At 73.8% G+C, this 17,303-nt stretch carries 16 protein-coding genes and 2 tRNA genes; 15 read left to right on the forward strand and 3 right to left on the reverse strand.

Going from position 1 to position 17,303, the window contains the following annotated elements:
* Nucleotides 1-13: 13 nt before the first annotated feature.
* The 7 genes from VFG42_RS10765 to VFG42_RS10795 all read left to right on the forward strand — a co-directional run bounded on the left by VFG42_RS10765 (nt 14) and on the right by VFG42_RS10795 (nt 6,112).
* A complete protein-coding gene (locus VFG42_RS10765; protein WP_324908182.1) occupies nt 14-472 on the forward strand; it encodes a hypothetical protein in 459 nt (152 codons plus the stop codon).
* Nucleotides 473-480: 8 nt separating this feature from the next.
* Nucleotides 481-2,541 (forward strand): O-antigen ligase family protein, encoded by a 2,061-nt coding sequence (locus VFG42_RS10770; protein ID WP_324908184.1) that lies wholly within the window; start codon nt 481-483, stop codon nt 2,539-2,541.
* A 197-nt stretch (nt 2,542-2,738) separates the two neighbouring features.
* Nucleotides 2,739-3,335 carry a hypothetical protein gene (locus VFG42_RS10775; RefSeq protein WP_324908186.1) on the forward strand — a complete coding sequence of 199 codons (597 nt, stop codon included), beginning with the start codon at nt 2,739-2,741 and terminating at the stop codon, nt 3,333-3,335.
* Nucleotides 3,336-3,366: 31 nt separating this feature from the next.
* Entirely contained in the window at nt 3,367-4,875 is a 1,509-nt protein-coding gene (locus tag VFG42_RS10780; RefSeq protein ID WP_324908188.1) for an exopolysaccharide biosynthesis polyprenyl glycosylphosphotransferase, read from the forward strand.
* A gap of 133 nt (nt 4,876-5,008) precedes the next feature.
* Nucleotides 5,009-5,452, forward strand: a complete 444-nt coding sequence (locus tag VFG42_RS10785) for a universal stress protein (protein ID WP_324908190.1) — start codon at nt 5,009-5,011, stop codon at nt 5,450-5,452.
* Between the two features lie 52 nt (nt 5,453-5,504).
* A complete protein-coding gene (locus VFG42_RS10790; protein ID WP_324908192.1) occupies nt 5,505-5,741 on the forward strand; it encodes a type II toxin-antitoxin system prevent-host-death family antitoxin in 237 nt (78 codons plus the stop codon).
* Nucleotides 5,738-6,112, forward strand: a complete 375-nt coding sequence (locus tag VFG42_RS10795) for a type II toxin-antitoxin system VapC family toxin (RefSeq protein WP_324908194.1) — start codon at nt 5,738-5,740, stop codon at nt 6,110-6,112. Before VFG42_RS10790 ends, VFG42_RS10795 begins: the two co-directional genes overlap by 4 nt.
* A 13-nt stretch (nt 6,113-6,125) precedes the next feature.
* Here VFG42_RS10795 and VFG42_RS10800 read toward each other — a convergent pair whose 3' ends face one another.
* Nucleotides 6,126-7,358: a S8 family serine peptidase gene (locus VFG42_RS10800; RefSeq protein WP_324908196.1), complete on the reverse strand. Its 1,233-nt coding sequence runs from the start codon at nt 7,356-7,358 to the stop codon at nt 6,126-6,128.
* 99 nt (nt 7,359-7,457) lie between these two features.
* On the opposite strand from VFG42_RS10800, the gene tadA reads away from it, so the two are divergent.
* From tadA to VFG42_RS10815, 3 genes are all read left to right on the forward strand, one after another.
* Nucleotides 7,458-7,919 carry a tRNA adenosine(34) deaminase TadA gene (tadA, locus tag VFG42_RS10805; RefSeq protein ID WP_324908198.1) on the forward strand — a complete coding sequence of 154 codons (462 nt, stop codon included), beginning with the start codon at nt 7,458-7,460 and terminating at the stop codon, nt 7,917-7,919.
* A 22-nt stretch (nt 7,920-7,941) separates the two neighbouring features.
* Nucleotides 7,942-8,029 (forward strand) — tRNA-Ser (locus tag VFG42_RS10810).
* Nucleotides 8,030-8,074: 45 nt separating this feature from the next.
* Nucleotides 8,075-9,136, forward strand: coding sequence for an LLM class flavin-dependent oxidoreductase (locus VFG42_RS10815; protein ID WP_324908200.1), 1,062 nt, complete (start codon nt 8,075-8,077; stop codon nt 9,134-9,136).
* Here the strand turns inward: VFG42_RS10815 and VFG42_RS10820 are convergent.
* Nucleotides 9,133-10,770, reverse strand: a complete 1,638-nt coding sequence (locus VFG42_RS10820; protein ID WP_324908202.1) for a hypothetical protein — start codon at nt 10,768-10,770, stop codon at nt 9,133-9,135. The genes VFG42_RS10815 and VFG42_RS10820 overlap by 4 nt on opposite strands.
* A gap of 120 nt (nt 10,771-10,890) precedes the next feature.
* On the opposite strand from VFG42_RS10820, the gene VFG42_RS10825 reads away from it, so the two are divergent.
* On the forward strand, nt 10,891-11,490 hold the full coding sequence (locus VFG42_RS10825; RefSeq protein WP_324908204.1) for a TetR/AcrR family transcriptional regulator: 600 nt from the start codon (nt 10,891-10,893) through the stop codon (nt 11,488-11,490).
* On the opposite strand, the gene VFG42_RS10830 is transcribed toward VFG42_RS10825, so the two are convergent.
* A complete protein-coding gene (locus VFG42_RS10830) occupies nt 11,410-12,585 on the reverse strand; it encodes a glycosyltransferase (protein WP_324908206.1) in 1,176 nt (391 codons plus the stop codon). The two genes, VFG42_RS10825 and VFG42_RS10830, sit on opposite strands and share 81 nt — an antisense overlap.
* A gap of 130 nt (nt 12,586-12,715) precedes the next feature.
* Here VFG42_RS10830 and VFG42_RS10835 point away from each other — a divergent pair, with 130 nt between their 5' ends.
* The 4 genes from VFG42_RS10835 to VFG42_RS10850 all read left to right on the forward strand — a co-directional run bounded on the left by VFG42_RS10835 (nt 12,716) and on the right by VFG42_RS10850 (nt 17,294).
* Nucleotides 12,716-14,821 (forward strand): ArnT family glycosyltransferase, encoded by a 2,106-nt coding sequence (locus VFG42_RS10835; protein WP_324908208.1) that lies wholly within the window; start codon nt 12,716-12,718, stop codon nt 14,819-14,821.
* Nucleotides 14,822-14,862: 41 nt separating this feature from the next.
* Entirely contained in the window at nt 14,863-16,458 is a 1,596-nt protein-coding gene (locus tag VFG42_RS10840) for a GMC family oxidoreductase (RefSeq protein WP_324908210.1), read from the forward strand.
* Between the two features lie 58 nt (nt 16,459-16,516).
* Nucleotides 16,517-16,604: transfer RNA gene (locus VFG42_RS10845), tRNA-Ser, on the forward strand.
* A 51-nt stretch (nt 16,605-16,655) separates the two neighbouring features.
* A complete protein-coding gene (locus tag VFG42_RS10850) occupies nt 16,656-17,294 on the forward strand; it encodes a glutathione S-transferase family protein (RefSeq protein ID WP_324908212.1) in 639 nt (212 codons plus the stop codon).
* Nucleotides 17,295-17,303: the final 9 nt, after the last annotated feature.

Here is a 17,303-nt window from a genome sequence, read left to right on the forward strand (position 1 = left end):
GGTCAACCGCCGCATGCGGGCCCGCGCGTCCATCCTGCTCGTCCTGATCGCGGCGGCCCTCCTGGCCGGCTGCGGCGGCGGCGACGGCGCCAAGGACGACTACGTCACCTCGCTCAACCAGGCGCAGGACGCGCTCCTGAAGCGGGTGACGCAGCTCAACGAGCGCATCACCGCGACCTCCACGCCGGCGCAGGACCGCGCCACGCTGAAGGTCTACGAGACCGCCGTCGACACGGCGGTCCGCGACCTGCGCGCGATCGACCCGCCGAGTGGCCTCGACCAGCTCCACCAACAGTTCGTGCGGGAGGTGGCCGAATACGGGGCTGTGGTGCGACAAGCACGAGACCGCCTCAGCAACGGCAGCGTCAAGAGCGGCCTGGCCGTGCGCGGCACGCTGCCCGACGCGTTGGAGCGGGTCGCGCGCGAGCTCAACGCCACCATCAAGGCCATCAACGCCAAGTTGCAGGGGTAGCGCCGACCGTGCTCGCGAGGCTGCGCGCCGCGCCGGTCACGGTGCCGACCCTCCTGGCGGTCGCCGTCTTCCTGGCCTGGACGCCGTTCGACGGCGCCCAGGCCGTCACGCGCTGGGCGCCCGGCGGGATCGCGCTGATCGCGCTGCTGGCGGCGACCGGCGGCGGCCTCGGCCTGCGCTGGCGCGCGGTGCCGGGCGCGGTCCGCGCGGCGGTCGTGCTCCTGGCCGCGTTCACCGCGTGGTCCTATCTGTCGCTGGCCTGGGCCCACGACGGCGGCGCCGCGCTGGAGGGCGCCAACCGCACGCTCCTGTACCTCGTGGTCTTCGCGCTCTTCGCGCTGTGGCCGCAGCGGCCCGCCACCGCGGCCTGGGTCCTCGGCCTGTGGACGGCGGGGATCGGCGTGCTCGCGCTGATCACGCTGATCCGGCTGGGGACGCTCGCCGACCCGCATGCGGCGCTGTTCGGGCGCAACGACCGCCTGCTGTGGCCGATCGGCTACCCCAACGCCGAGGCGGCGACGTGGCTGATGGCCTTCTGGCCGGCGGTGGCGTTCGCGGCCTCGGCCCGCGTGCCGTGGGTCCTGCGGGGCGGGGCCGCCGCGCTGGGCGTCGTGCTCGCCGACGTCGCGCTGCTGAGCCAGTCGCGCGGCTCGATCCTGGCGCTGCCCGCCTGCGTCGCGGTCTTCCTGATCTTCGTCCCGGGGCGCCTGCGCCACGTCGCCGCGCTGCTGCCGATCGCGGGCCTCGCCGCGCTGGCCGTGCCCAAGGTCCTGGACGTCGGCGACGCGATCGACGCCGACGGCGCGGTGGCCGACGCGGGAGCGTCGGCGATGAAGGTCGTGCTGCTGATGGCGGTCGTGGCGGGCGTGATCGTCGCCGCGGCCGGCGCCTGGGAATCGCTGCGCCCGCCGGCCGAGCGCACGGCCCAGCGGATCCGGACGACCTGGCGCGCGCTCGTCGTCGCCGGCGTGGCGCTCGGGGCGGTCGGCGGGCTGGTCGCGGTCGGCAACCCGGTGCATCGGGTCGACCACGCGTGGGACTCGTTCAAGGGCGGCTACGAGGACAACACGGGGTCGTCGAGCCGCCTGACGGCCGGGCTGGGGTCCAACCGCTATGACTTCTACCGGGTGTCGCTGGACCTCTTCGCCGACCATCCGATCGCGGGCGTCGGCGCCGACAACTTCTTCCAGGACTACCTGCGGCTCGGCGACTCGCCCGAGACGCCGAGCTACCCGCACAACCTGGTCCTGCGCACGCTGTCGCAGACCGGGATCGTCGGCACGCTGCTGCTGCTCGGGGCCTTCGGCGCCGCGCTGGCCGCCGCGGGGCGCGCGATGCGCCGCTCCGACCCGCTCGCCGCGACGGTCGCCGGCGGCGCGGTGATCGCCTTCGCCTACTGGGTCGCGCACGGCATGACCGACTGGTTCTGGGAATGGGCGGGCCTCGGCGCGCCCGCGTTCGCGCTGCTCGGTCTGGCGTGCGCGCTGGCGCCGCGGCCGGCGGTCGCCCCGGAGGCCGTTCCGGACGCCGACGCCGACGCCGACGCCGCCGCGGCCGCGGGCGGCGGCGCGTGGGTGCGCCGCCCGGGCCCGGTCGCGCTGGTGCTCGGCGGCGCGGCGGCGGTCGTCGCCGCGCTCGTGCTCGCCGGCCCGTGGCTGGCCGAGCGCGACGTCGAGCGCGCCGGCCAGATCTGGGCCCAGCGGCCGTTCGAGGCCTACTCGCGCCTGGATCGCGCGGCCGACCTCGACCCGCTCTCCGACCGTCCGGCGTCGGTGAAGGGGTCGATCGCGCTGCGCTACGGCGACCTCGATCGCGCCAAGGCCGCGTTCTCCGACGCGCTGGACCGCAACCCGCGCGATCAGTACGCGACGCTCGAGCTGGGCGCCATCGCCTCGGTGCGGCGCGACCCCGCGACGGCCGAGCGGCTCCTGGCCCGCGCCGTGGCGCTGGCCCCACGCGACCGGTCGGCGCGCGAGGCGCTCGACGTCGTCCGCAGCGGCGGCACCGTCGACATCTCGGTCCTCAACGACCGCATCCGCTCGTCGGCCGACCAGTTGGCAGGGACATGATGCATCGATCGGATGACCATGCCCTTGGCGAAATCCCAGGGTCCGGTGATACGTTCACTCAGGTAGGTGGTCGGACGGCGACGCCGTCAGGGAACGGACCGGGCAAGCGGATGAAGTTCGTGCAGGGATTGGCAGGGAACGCCCAGAGAAGGACGCCGTCGCGCCTAGGCGCGGCCGCGTCGCCGTACCGGCGTTCCATGTCCGTCCGTCCCCTCGCCATCCTCGCCGCGCTGGTCCTCGCGCTCGCGCTCCCGGTCGCCTCCGCGCACGCCACCGACCCCCTGCTCAGCGGCTACGCCGGGCCGGGCGGGGGCGAGCAGGTCGTGCTCGGCGGTGGCTCGGTCGGCGCCAAGAAGGGCTCGTCGTCCGGCCGGGCCGGGACGTCGGACCCGGGCAGCGCGAGCCTGAAGGCCGACACCTCGGCCTCGTCCCCCGCCGCTCCGGCGGGGGCCTCCGGCGGCGCCAAGTCGACGCTGACCTCCAAGCCGCAGCGCAAGACGTCGTCGTCCCCGTCGTCCAAGCGCGAGGGGCATGCCGAGAGCGAACGCCACACGAGCGCCCAGGGCGCCGCGAAGAGCACGACCGCGACGACGACCACCGCGACCCTGCCCGGGGCGCCCGAGGTGGTGGCCTACCCGACGCGCGCCGGGGACGGGAGCGGCGGCCTGCCGATCTCGGCCGCGGGCATCGTGCTGCTCGTGCTCGGCCTCGCGGCCGCGACGCTCATCGGCCTCGGCCTGCGCCGACTCTCCGGCTCCGAAGCTGCTCAAGCCCCTCAAGTGTCGGGCCGATGAGGCCGACGAGAAGGGTGAGCCGAGACCTGCCGTGAGCCGCATCGACTTCAGCAGTCAGACCGCCGACGCCGTGCCCCTGCACGCGCCGCTCGCGTCGCTGCCCGCGACGGCGCCCGTCGACGCCCCCGTGCTGCTGCCGCGGCACGAGCCGTCCACGATCCGCCGGGCGCTCCAGGCACGCGCGGTGCGGCCGCTGCTGGACGGGTTCGGCCTGGTGGCCGCGCTGCTGGTCGCCTTCCGCTGGCCCAGCGAGCCGGTGCCGTTCTCCGAGGGCTGGCCGATGCTGGCCTTCCCGCCGCTGGTGATGCTCCTGCTGCTGATCCGCGGCATGTACGAGCGCCGCCTGCGGCCGACGTTCTTCGACGGCGTCGTGCCGATCGCCGGGTCGATCTCGATCGCGGCGATGTTCGTCGTCGTGCTCCAGGTCTACGCCGCCGGGACGACCACGGTGTCGTCGGTCGGCGCGCACCTCTGGGCCGTGGCGATCGTCACGGTCGGCGGCGCGCGCGTCGGGCTGCTGGCCGCGCAGCGGATCGCCCGCGTCCGCGGCCTCGACGGCGTCCCGACGCTGATCGTCGGCGCCGGCCACGTCGGCATGCGCCTCGCGCGCCGGCTGGAGGCCAACCCCGAGTACGGGATGACGCCGATCGGCTTCCTGGACGCCAACCCGCTGCAGGACGGCGGCGAGGCCCCGGGCATCCCGGTCCTCGGCTCGCCCGACGAGCTGGACTGGGTCGCGCAGCTGACGGGCGCCGAGCACGTGGTGATCGCGTTCTCGTCGGAGCCCGACGAGCGCCTGGTCGACCTCGTGCGCCGCTGCGAGGCGCTCGGGCTGGAGGTCTCGCTGGTGCCGCGGCTGTTCGAGTCGCTCAACCACCGCGCGACCTACGAGCCGCTGGGCGGCACGCCGCTGATGGGCCTGCGCTCGGTGCACCCGAAGGGCTGGCAGTTCGCGGTCAAGCACGGCCTGGACCGCTGCGGCGCCGCGCTGCTGATCCTGGCCTTCTCGCCGCTCATGGTGACGATCGCGCTGCTGGTCAAGCTGTCGTCGCCGGGCCCGATCGTCTTCCGCCAGCGGCGCGTGGGCCGCGACGGCACGGTCTTCGACCTGTACAAGTTCCGCTCGATGCGCCCGCCGGACCCGGACGCCGACAGGTTCCGTCCCGGCGAGGGCAGCGCGCCCGGCGGGGTGGAGGGCGTCGACCGCCGCACCTGGATCGGCCGCCTGCTGCGCCGCACGTCGCTGGACGAGCTGCCGCAGTTCTTCAACGTGCTGCGCGGCGACATGTCGCTGGTCGGCCCGCGCCCCGAGCGGCCGGAGTTCGTCGAGCTGTTCGAGTCCGACATCCGCCGCTACGGCGACCGCCACCGCGTGAAGTCCGGCGTGACCGGCTGGGCGCAGGTGCACGGCCTGCGCGGCCAGACGTCCCTCAGCGACCGCGTCGAGTGGGACAACTACTACATCGAGCACTGGACCCTCGGCCTGGACTTCAAGATCCTGGCGATGACGATGCTCGAAGTGCTGCGGCCGGCCGAGTGAAGCCCGTCGCCGGGTAGTCTGCGGGGCGTGTCCCCGTTCTGGATCTGGATGCAGGCCCTCATCGTGGTGTGCGTGATCGCCAGCGTGATCATCGCCACGTTGAAGCTGACCTGACGCCGGTACGCTCCCGGCCATGTTCCGGACGATCGTGGTGGGAACCGACGGCTCGGAGACCGCGAGCAAGGCCGTGGCGCAGGCCGCGGAGCTGGCGGCGTCCGTGTCCTCGGAGCTGTTGATCGTGTCGGCCTTCGAGCCCGTCTCGGGGACGCGCCTGCGCGAGGAGGCGTCCCAGGCGCCCGACGACGTCCGCTGGATGGTCAACCCGCGCGAGGACGTCGACGCGACGCTCGGCGCCGCGGTCGAGATCGCCGAGGAGAAGGGCGTCACCACGCGCGTCTTCGCGCGCCAGGGCGACCCGGCCGACGCGATCCTCGACGTCGCCGAGGAGGAGCACGCCGACCTCATCGTCGTCGGCAACAAGGGCATGACCGGCGCCAAGCGCTTCCTGCTGGGGTCGGTCCCCAACAAGGTCAGCCACCACGCGCCCTGCAGCGTGCTGATCGTGCGGACGGTCTAGCCGCCGTCCGAAACGGTTAGCTCGCCTAGCTAGCCGGTAGTACCCTCGTCCCATGACCAAGGTCGGGATGCACGAGGCCAAGACGAAGCTGTCCCAGCTCGTCGAGCGCGCCGAGGCCGGCGAGGACATCGTCATCGCCCGCAACGGCCGGCCGGTCGCGCGGCTCGTGCCCGTCGCCCAGGAGGCGTCGCTCGCGCGGGCCTACGGCGCGCTGCGCGGGCAGATCCACGTCGCCGACGACTTCGACGACCTGCCCGACGACCTCGCCGACGCGTTCGGCGCGCGGTGAAGCTGCTGCTCGACACGCACGCCGCGCTCTGGTTCCTGAGCGGGGACGAGCGGCTGAGCGAGAACGCCCGTCGCCATCTCACGGACGGGAGCAACCGCGTCCTGCTGAGCGCCGCCGTCGTCTGGGAGATCTCGATCAAGCGGTCGCTGGGCAAGCTGACGGTGCCGGACGAGTACCTGCGGGTGCTGCTCGACGCCGGCGTCCAGCCGCTGCCGGTGAGCGTCGAGCACGCGGAGGCGGTGCGGCAGCTCCCGCCGCACCATCGCGATCCGTTCGACCGCATGCTCGTCGGCCAGGCGCGGATCGAGGGCGGCGCGCTGGTCTCGCGCGACGACGCGCTGGCGCCCTACGGCGTCACGCTCGTCTGGTGACCGCGGCCGCGCGCTAGGAGACCGGCACGGTCGGGTCGGTCGCCTTGGCGGCGTCGACCAGGCCCCAGCCGTAGCGCGTGTCGTAGCCGGCCGGCCCGAGGTCGCGGGCGGTCGCCTCCAGGCGGCGCTCGACGGCGTCGGGCGACGGGTCGGGGCCGAGGACGCCGGAGGCGATGACCAGCGCGGCGGTCGCCGAGACGTGCGGGACGGCCATCGACGTGCCCTGGTAGCCGCGCGGGATCCCGAACTTCGTGTGGTGGACGCCGATCAGCGTCATCTGCGAGATGTTGCGCCCGGTCGAGTCCTGCGTGCAGCCGGGGTCCGAGAGCGGCGCGTCGGGCCCGCCGCCGGGCGCGACGAGGTCGAGGCCGCGGCCCTGGTTGGAGAAGTCCGACAGGCAGCCGTGCTCGGTCGTCGAGCCGACCGAGATCACGTTCGCGTTGCGCGCGGGGTAGGCGACGACCCGGTCGGCCTCGTTGCCGGAGGCGGCGACGACGATCGCGCCCTTGCGGCGCGCCTCCGAGATCGCGTCGATCAGCTGCGGGATCTGCTGCCAGCCGACGTCGGCGGAGAACTCCAGGCTCAGGTTGATGACCTTGGCGCCGTGGTCGGCGGCGTAGCGGACGCCCTTGGCGATCACGGCCGCGTCGCCCTCGCCGTCGTCGTCGAGCACCTTGACCGGCATGATCGACGCCCCGTAGGCCAGGCCGGTCAGCGCGACGCCGTTGTTGGTGCTCTCGGCGATCGTCGACGCGACGTGGGTCCCGTGGCCGTTGCGGTCGTTGGCGTAGGGGTCGTGGCCGACGAAGTCATAGCCCTTGACGAAGTGCGTGCCGACGAGGTCCGGCGACGCCGGCGTCTTGCCGAACGCGCGGTAGGCGATGCCGGTGTCGAGGACCGCGACCTTCACGCCCCTGCCGCCCGGGCGGCCCGCGGCGATCAGGTGGCCCCAGGCGTCGGGCGCGTTGACGCCGGCGGGGCCGGTGAAGTTCCACTGCACGGCGGCCCAGCGGCCCGGCGTGGCGCCGCGGCCGGGGTCGTTCGGGACGTAGGCGGCGGTCGTGTGGGCGACCACGTTGCGGACCGCGTAGCGGACGCCGGGCTTCGCGCGCAGCCGAGCGATCGTCGCGGACGGGTCGGCGACGTGCAGGACGTGGGGCGTGGCGTCGCCGTGGTAGCCGACGACGACCTCGCCGGGAACGGTGGTGGTGCGCGCCGACGCGCCGCTCGCGGCGACGAGGGTCATGGCGGCGGCCGCGAGGGCGAGGCGTGGGGACAGGGCGGACAAAGGGTGTGAAGAAGGAACCCCGCCCACGCGGGGAAGTTCCTCCATGATGACGCTTCCATGACCGGCCCGGAGCAGGACGACAGGTGGATGGGCGCCGCGTTGCAGGAGGCCCGGGCGGCGCTGGAGCACGACGACGTGCCGATCGGAGCCGTCGTGGTCAGCGACGCGGGGGAGATCATCGGGCGCGGCCACAACGAGCGCGAGCTGCGCGAGGACCCCACCGCGCACGCCGAGGTGCTGGCGCTGCGGGAGGCCGCGGTGCACGTCGGATCCTGGCGCGTGCTCGACGCGACGCTGTACGTGACGCTCGAGCCCTGCACGATGTGCGCGGGCGCGATCGTGCTCTCGCGGGTCCCGCGGGTCGTCTACGCCACGCCCGATCCCAAGGCCGGCGCGGTCGACTCGATCCTCTCGATCCTCTCCGACGAGCGCCTCAACCACCGCCCGGAGGTCCGCTCGGGCGTCCGGCAACCGGAGGCCGCCGACCTCCTGCGCTCGTTCTTTCGCGCCCGTCGCTAGCCTTCGCGATCCACTTCCCCCTGGAGGGGTGCCGGAGTGGTTGAACGGGGCGGTCTCGAAAACCGTTGTACGGCTTCGTCGTACCGAGGGTTCGAATCCCTCCCCCTCCGCTGAGCAGGACCGTGGCCCGTGGGCCTCCTACATTGGAGACCCACATGGCCGCATCCTCCGCCGCTCTCCGCAAGCGCATCGGCTTCCTGTCCTTCGGCCACTGGTCGCAGGCGCCGGGAAGCCAGGTCCGGACCGCCGCCGACGCGCTGCGGCAGAGCGTCGAGCTGGCCGCCGGCGCCGAGGCGCTCGGCATCGACGGCGCGTACGTGCGCGTGCACCACTTCGCGCGTCAGCTCGCGTCGCCGTTCCCGCTGCTGGCCGCGATGGCCGCCCGGACGAGCACGATCGAGCTGGGCACCGGCGTGATCGACATGCGGTACGAGAACCCGCTCTACATGGCCGAGGAGGCCGCGGCCACCGACCTCATCGGCGCCGGCCGGCTGCAGCTCGGCGTCAGCCGCGGGTCGCCGGAGCCGGCGGTCGACGGCGCGCACGCGTTCGGCCACGTGCCGCGGCCGGGCGAGACCGACGCCGACCTCGCCCGGCGCCACACCGCCGAGTTCCGCGCGGCGATCGCGGGCGCGCCGGTCGTCGACGGCGATCCCCGCATGGGCGCGTTCGGCCGGCTGGCGATCCAGCCGCAGGCGCCCGGCCTGTCGGACCGGATCTGGTGGGGCTCCGGCTCGTCGGACACCGCCGAGTGGGTCGCGCGTCAGGGCATGAACCTGATGTCCTCGACGCTGCTGCTCGAGGAGCGCGGCCTCCCGTTCGACGAGCTGCAGGCCCAGCAGATCCTGCTCTTCCGCGACGCGTGGGTCGCCGCCGGCCACGAGCGCGAGCCGCGCGTCTCGGTCAGCCGCAGCGTCTTCCCGATCACCTCCGACGAGGACGCCGCCTACTTCGGCGGCCAGGCCGGCGGGCGCGACACGGTCGGCTTCCTGGACGGCGCCAACGCGCGGTTCGGCAAGACCTACGCGGGCGACCCGGACGTCGTCGCCGACCAGCTCGCCGAGGACGCCGCGGTGCAGCTCGCCGACACGGTCCTGCTGACGATCCCCAACCAGCTCGGCGTGGCCTACAACCTGCACGTGCTCGGCGCGATCGCCGAGCACGTCGCGCCCGCGATCGGCTGGACGCCGACCGGGGCGCGGCGCGCCGAGGCCTAGGCCTTCGCCTTCGGCTTCTTCTTGGCGGCGGACTTCTTGGTCACGCTGCCCTTGCCGTTCTTGCCCACCACCCGGAACGCCCCGCGCATGAACGGGTGGATCCGGCAGAAGTAGGTGTAGGTGCCGGGCTTCAGCGTCCTGGGCGTCTTCCACGTGTTGCGGTTGGCCGCCGGCGTGAACTTGCCGCCGAAGCCCTTCAGCGGCAGGTTCGGCCCGTAGCCCAGCTCGCCGGAGTCGAACTGCACGTTGGCGTTGGCCAGCGGGTAGGCGATGCCCGTGGTGCGGTCGCACGGCTGCCGGCACGCGGTGATCGTGTGGTAGGCCGCCTCCTGCGGCGTCATCGTGCTCGTCGCGTCCAGGTTGGTGAACTTCAGCGACTGCCCGGCGCGGACGACCGGCGGGCGGCCGGACGAGCCGACCGAGCTGAGGTCGCCCTGGCCGTAGACGTAGCCCTTGATGTCGACGTTCGTCGGCCGCGTGCCGTCGAGCAGGTCGCGCGCGTCGGGCAGGCCCGCGTCGGGATCGCCGCCGTGGTTGTCGTTCTCCTTGAGGTGCCCGTGCGTGATCAGGCCGTGCCAGTCGATCGGCTGGCTGAACGGGTCCTTGGCGCCGTTCTGGATGCCCTCGGCGTAGAACACCACCATGATGCCCATCGACTCGTACCAGGACGCCTGGCGCGTGTCGTAGGTGACGGTCGTGTTGATGCGGTCGCCCGCGTGCAGCGCGACGCGCCAGTCCGGCTTGGACCCGGTCAGCGCCACGTCCCACGACACCGCGCCCGCGGGCTCGAAGTACTTGGCCTCGGAGCGGAACAGCTCCTTGGTCGCGCCGTTGCGCGTCGCGGTCAGGTCGTTGTAGAGGCCGCCCGGGTGCAGGTGCCCGGCGGTCGAGATCAACGTGATGTCGTTGGGCACCGTCCACTGCTGGGCCGGGCCGATGTCCTTCTTCTGCGACGGGCGGGCCTGCGTGGGGAACGTGAACTTCCCGTTCTTGCCCTGGCCCTTGAGCGCGTCGAAGACCGGGTAGGGCTTGATGCCCGCGACGTCCATCCACAGCGGCTTGACCTCGGTGATCCCCGCGGCCGCCGGCTCGGACGCCGGCACGAAGTCGATCGTGTACTTGATGTACACGCTGTCGGGGTTCGGCGTCAGGTTGTGGATCATGTAGTTCATGATCCAGCCGTCGGACGGGCTGTACTTGTAGCCGTAGCCCTGCGGCATCTGGAAGATCGTCTTCTCCTCGCCGGCCGCGAACGTCGGGTACAGCGTGTTGTCGCGCGCGACGAGCCAGACGCCGTGGTGCAGGTGGATGACGTCGACGCGCGGCGTGTCGTGGCCGCCCTGCGCGTTGGTCTTGGCGTAGACGAGGTCGGGCTGGAAGCGCGTGATGTAGCCCGGGACCGCGGGCTTGAGCGTGTTGGCCTGCGCCTCGATCGTGTTCTGGCCGGGGCTGATCTTGATCGGTCCGTACAGGTAGGTGAGCCGCTGCATGCCCGGGTACTGGGCCTCGGGGATCATCTTCACGGCCGAGACGCGCGCGCCGGGCAGCGCGGCGGCGGAAGCGGTGGACGAGGCGAGCAGGGCGCCCAGCAGCGCGCAGGGGAGCGCGAGCAGGACGGCCAGGCGGGACGGCATGCGGGACACGGACGGTTTCTCCTCCAGCCGGTCGCGCGCGCGACCGGTCGGTCAGCAAGTGGGGCGCGAGGGTAACGGGTTGTTGACCGGTCGGTCAACTACGCGTACGGTGGCGCGTCCGTGCCGCCGACCAAGTCGACCCGCCTGGCGCCCGACGCCCGCCGCGAGCAGCTCGTCCAGCTCGGCCTCGAGCTGCTGGGCGCCACGCCCTACGACCAGGTCTCGATCGAGTCGATCGCCCGCGCGGCCGGGATCTCCAAGGGCCTGCTGTACCACTACTTCCCGACCAAGGCCGACTTCGTCGTCGCGGTGCTGCGCCACTCCTACGACGAGCTGTCGCGGCGGATGGCGGAGGCCGACGGCCTCGACGGCGCGCTGGACGCGTTCCTCGGCTACGTCGAGGAGCGCGCGACGGGGTTCTTCGCCGTGCTGCACGCGCGCGCGGGCGGGGAGCCCGCGATCCGCGCGGTGCTGGAGGCGCATCGGGCGGCGCGTGTGGACCGGATCGTCGACGTCGCCGCCGCGCTCACCGGGACGTCGCGCGAGGAGATCGCCTCGCCGACGCTCACGCTGGCGATCGAGGGCTGGCTGTTCTTCTGCGACGGCGTGGTCGGCGGCTGGCTTGAGCGCGGCGAGCCCTCACGCGCCGACGTCCTGCGTCTGCTGCGCGAGAACCTGCTCGCCTCGGTGGCCGCGGCGACCCGCGCGCCGGTCGTCTAGCCCGACCGCGAAGACCCACGTCTTCAGCGCGACGTAGCGGGTGACGGTCGCCACCAGCGACGCCGCGACGAGCACGGCCAGCTCGACGGCGTGGGAGGCGCCCGGGGCGATCCCGTGCAGGACGCCGAGGGCGCCCGCGGTCAGCGCGAGCGTGATGGCGTACACCAACGCGCCCGCCGCGTGCTGGCGGACCAGCCCGGCGCGGCCCAGCACGCCGAACGTCAGCCGCCGGTTGGCGGCGGTGTTGGCGACCGCGGTGACGGCCAACGCCACCGCGTTGGCGAGCCCGGCGCCCAGGCCGCCGCCGGCCCTCAGCGCCAGGAACAGCAAGGCGTAGGCGATGGTCGACAGCACGCCGACGGCCATGAACCGCGCGACCGGCGTGGCGAAGGCCAGCCGCGCGACGCCCTTGAGGTCGTCGACCGCGGTCCGGACGATGTCCACGCGCGAGTCGGGGTCGTCGACCCAGTCGACCGGCACCTCGTGCACGCGCAGGCCCTCGCGTCCGGCCAAGACCAACAACTCGGTGTCGAAGAACCAGCCGTCGTCGCGGATCCGCGGCAGCAGCAGCGCCGCGGTCTCGCGCGTGACGGCCTTGAAGCCGCACTGCGCGTCGGTGAACCGCGCCCGCAGCGTGGCGCGCAGGATGTGGTTGTAGGTGCGGGAGATCAGCTCGCGCTTGGGCCCGCGCACGACGTGCGCGCCGCGCGCCAGCCGCGAGCCGATCGCGACGTCGCTGTGACCGCTGAGCAGCGGCGCGACCAGCGGCAGCAGGCCGCGCAGGTCGGTCGACAGGTCGACGTCCATGTAGGCGACGACGCGCGCGTCGCTGCTCGACCACGCCTCCTTCAGCGCCAGCCCGCGGCCCTTGCGCTCCAGCCGGTGGTGGGCGACGTGCTCCAGCTCCTCGGCCAGGGCCCGGGCGATCGACGGGGTGCCGTCGGTGCTGGCGTTGTCGGCGATGACGATGCGCCAGGAGAACGGGAAGTGCTCGGTCAGGAACGCGTGCAGCCGGCGGACGCTGTCGCCCAGGGCCGCCTGCTCGTTGTAGACCGGCACGACGACATCCACGTCGAGGCGGGGGGAGCGGGGCATGGCGGAGACGATCGGCGGCGGGCGTCGGAGCGCCATAAGAGGTCGCTGAGAGCAGCCTGAGACCGGGCGCTCAGGCACCTCCCAGGAACCGCCGAGGGTCCGCTGAGTCGGCGGGCCGATGCTGCTTCCCATGTCGACCGCGACCCCAGCCGAGCTGCGCACCCCGCGCACCGGCTCCTCCCTGCGCGACCGCGTGCGCGCCGTCCGGATCCCGATGCCCGCGCCCGAGCTGCTCGTGCTGCTCCTCGTCGCGGGCGTGCTCGACCTGTGGGCGCTCGACCGGAACGGGTTCGCCAACACCTACTACTCGGCCGCCGTCCGGTCGATGTCCACCAACTGGCACGACTTCCTCTACAACTCGTTCGACCCCGCCGGTCTTCAGACGCTCGACAAGCCGCCGGCGGCGCTGTGGGTGCAGGCGCTGAGCGTGCGCGCGTTCGGCTACTCCTCGTGGTCGATGCTCGTGCCGCAGGCGCTGATGGGCGTCGGGACGGTCGCGTTGGCCTATGACCTGACGCGGCGCGTCTTCGGCCGTCCCGCGGGCTTCGTCGCGGGCCTGGTGCTGGCGCTGACGCCGATCACGGTGGCGATCTCGCGTCACAACAACCCGGACGCGCTGGTCGTCCTGGCCTCGACCGCCGCGCTGTGGTTCACGGTGCGCGCGTGCCTGGACGGCCGGACGAAGTGGCTGGTGTGGGCGGGCGTGATGGTCGGCGTCGGCTTCGAGGCCAAGATGGCGACGGGGCTCCTGGTGCTCCCGGCGCTGGCGTTGGCCTACTTCTGGGTCGCGCCGCGCGGGCGGATCGCCGCCGTGCGCCAGCTGCTGGTCGCGGGCGCCGTGACGGCGGCCGTCTCGCTGGCGTGGCCCGTGTTGGTGTGGTTGACCCCGGCGGCCGACCGGCCGTGGGTGTCGGGCACGTCGGACAACTCGATCTGGTCGCTGATCCTCGACTACAACGGCGCGGGCCGCGTCGACGGCCAGGCGGGCGGCCCGGGCGGTGGCGGTGGCTTCGGCGGCGGCGGTGGAGGCGGCGTGTTCGGCGGCGACACCGGGATCACGCGGCTGGTCGACCAGTCGCTCGGCGGGCAGGCGGGCTGGCTGATCGGCATGGCGATCGTGGGCGGGCTGGCGATCGCGGTGCTCACGCGCCTGCGCCGCAACGACCCGCGCACGGGCTGGATCATCGCCGCGGGCGGCGCGTTCGCCACCTGCGCGATCGTGTTCTCCTACGCCAAGGGCATCTTCCACCCGTACTACGTGTCGATGCTCGCGCCGTTCACGGCGGTGCTGATCGGCGCGACGGCGGGGACGATCCTCAAGGGCGGCGTGGCCGCGCGGGTGATCGCGCCGCTGGCGCTGCTGGCCGGGCTGGCGACCGAGCTCACGGTCATCCACCGGGGCGCGAGCGACGTCGACGGCCTGATCCCGCTGGCGGTCGTCGCGGCGGCGGGCGGCGCGGCCGTCTTGGTGGCCAAGACGCCGCCGGTCGTGCGCGGCGTCGCGCTGGCGGTCGCGCTCGGCGCGCTGCTGATCGCGCCCGCGACGTGGGCGGCCGACACGCTCGGCCACGCCACCAGCGGGACGTTCCCGGCCGGCGGCCCGGCGCAGCAGGGCTTCGGCGGCGGCCCGGGCGGCGGCGGGCGCGGCGGGTTCCGCGGTGGGTTCGGCGGCGGCGCGGGCGGCTTCGGCGGCGCGCCGCGGGTGCGGGGCGGCGGCGGGACGTCGTCCAACGGCCAGATCTCGCCCCCGCCCGGGTTCTCGCTCGGCACGGGGACCGGCACCGGCTCGAGCAACTCCACCAACAACGGCGGCGGCTTCGGCGGCGGTCCGGGCGGTGGCGGCGGCTTCGGCGGCGGGATGTTCGGCGGCAACAGCGAGCTCACCGAGGCGTTGTCCTATGCCAAGGCCCACGGCGGCGGGACGATCGGGGTCTCCTCCCAGCAGGGCGCGGCCGAGGCGATCATCCGGTCCGGGGCCAAGGTCGCCGGCCTCGGCGGCTTCTCGGGCAGCGAGTCCTCGCCGACCGTGCGGTGGCTGGCCCAGGCGGTCGCCGACGGCCGGATCCGCTACGTCCTGACCGACGGCAGCGGTGGCGGTGGCTTCCGCGACGGCCGCGCGGGCGCGAGCGCGGTCATGGCGGTCGCCCAGCAGGTCGGCACCCAGACCTCGGTCAGCGGCCTCTACGACCTGCAGGGCAAGGCCGCGGCGATCCTGGCGGCGGCGAACGCCTCGTAGCGACTTGCGCGCCACCGGCGCCGTCGGCGAGCATCCGGGGCATGGCCCCCGTGGACTACGTCGTCGTCGGCGCCGGCTCGGCCGGTTGCGTGCTCGCCAACCGGCTGACCGAGGATCCCGCCGTGCGGGTCCTGCTGATCGAGGCCGGCGGCAAGGACCGCAGCCCGAACATCAAGATCCCGGCCGGCTTCGCCAAGCAGTTCCACACCAAGTTGGACTGGGACTTCGCGACCGAGCCCGAGCCGCACTGCGACGGGCGCTCGCTGTTCATCCCGCGCGGCAAGTCGCTCGGCGGCTCGTCGTCGATGAACGCCATGCTGTACGTCCGCGGCCGCCCGTTGGACTACGACCTGTGGGAGCGCGAGGGCGCGCGCGGATGGGGCTGGGACGACGTGCGCCCGTACTTCCTCAAGGCCGAGCACAACGAGCGCGGCGCGTCCGAGCACCACGCGGTCGGCGGCCCGCTCAACGTGATGGACGAGCGCTCGCCGCGGCCGCTGACCGCGCGCTTCCTGCGCGCGGCCGAGGCGGTCGGGATCCCGCGGATCGCCGACTACAACGGGCCCGAGCAGGACGGCGCGTCGATCGTGCAGGTCACGCAGCGCAACGGCCGGCGCTGGTCGACGGCCGACGCCTACCTGCGGCCCGCGCTCTCGCGGCCGAACCTGACCGTGCGGACCGACGCGCACGTCGCGCGGGTGGCGATCGAGGGGGACCGCGCGGTCGGCGTCGTCCTGCGCGACCGGCGTGGGAGGGAGGAGACCGTCCGCGCCGAGCGCGAGGTGATCCTCAGCGCGGGCGCGATCGGCTCGCCGCAGTTGTTGATGTTGTCGGGCATCGGCCCGGCCGACCACCTGTCGTCGTTGGGCCTGAAGGTCGCGGTCGACAACCCGGCGGTCGGCGCCAACCTGATGGACCACCCGTACGTGGTCTGCGTCTGGGAGGCCACGGCGCCGGAGTCGCTCTACGGCGCCGACAAGCCCAAGCCGCTGCTGGAGTGGGTGCTGCGCCGGTCGGGGCCGCTGACGTCGACGGTCGCCGAGGCGTTCGCGTTCGTCCGCTCGCGGCCCGGCCTGCCCGCCGCCGACCTCCAGTACCACTTCGCGCCCGCGTACTTCGTGGACAACGGGGCCGAGGAGTTCGACGGCCACGCGTTCACGATGGGGCCGGTGCTCGTGAGCCCGAAGAGCCGCGGGACGGTCCGGCTGGCCGCCGCCGACCCGGTCGCCAAGCCCAAGATCCTCACCAACACGCTGAGCGAGCCCGAGGACCTCGCCGCGCTGGTCACGGGCGTCGAGCTGGCGCGCGAGCTGGCCGGCGCCGAGCCGCTGGCCGCCGTGCGCGGCCGCGAGATCTACCCGGGCGCGTCGGTCGCCGACGACGCCGCCGTCGAGGACTACGTCCGCCGCTCGGTCGAGCTGCTCTACCACCCGTGCGGCACCTGCCGGATGGGCGGGGAGGACGCGGTGCTCGATCCCGAGCTGCGCGTGCGCGGCGTCGAGGGCCTGCGCGTCGTCGACGCGAGCGTCTTCCCGGTCATCCCCGGCGGCAACACCAACGCGCCGACGATCATGGTCGGCGAGCGCGCGGCCGACCTCGTCAAGGGCAAGGTCGCCGCCCCTGCCACGACGGCTTGACCCACCGCGCGCCGGAAGGCCGAGGATCGCTACGCTTCCCCCTCGCCCGTGGCGTCTTGGAGGGGTGCCGGAGTGGTTGAACGGGGCGGTCTCGAAAACCGTTGTACGGCTTCGTCGTACCGAGGGTTCGAATCCCTCCCCCTCCGCTGAGCGCCCCGGGGCGATGAGTTTGCCCGGTGGGGCGGGTCCCTGAGACCATGACCATCGTCATCACCGCCTTCGAGCGGTCGCCGGACGGCGGCCAGGGGCTGGCGCGCGACACGCGCGTCCGCTGGGCGCTGGAGGAGGTGGGGCAGCCCTACGAGGTGCGCCTCGTCTCGCTGCGCGCGAAGCGGGAGCCGCCGCACCTGCGCGTCCACCCCTTCGGGCTGATCCCGACCTACGAGGAGGGCGACCTCGTCCTGTTCGAGTCCGGCGCGATCGTCTTCCACGTCGCCGAGCGGCACGCGGGCCTGCTCCCGGACGACGCCGACGCGCGGGCGCGGGCGATCGCCTGGATGTTCGCCGCGCTCAGCACGGTGGAGCCGCCGATCCTCGAGCTGGTGACCGTCCGGATCCTGGAGGGCGACCGCCCCTGGGCCGGCGAGCGCCTGCCGCTGGTCCAGGACCGCATCCGCGAGCGGCTGCGCCTCCTGTCCGCGCGGCTGGGCGACGCCGACTGGCTCGACGGCGCCTTCAGCGCGGGCGACCTCATGATGGTGTCGGTCCTGCTGCGCCTGCGCCCGTCGGGCCTGCTGGACGAGTTCCCGACGCTGGCCGCCTACGTCGCCCGCGGCGAGGCGAGGCCCGCCTACGCACGGGCCTTCGCGGCCCAGTTGGCGGTCAACGCGCGCTAGCGTGCGCGG

Origin of the sequence: Baekduia sp., from assembly GCF_035685985.1 — a bacterium.
In the GTDB taxonomy this organism is placed as follows: Bacteria; Actinomycetota; Thermoleophilia; order Solirubrobacterales; family Solirubrobacteraceae; genus Baekduia.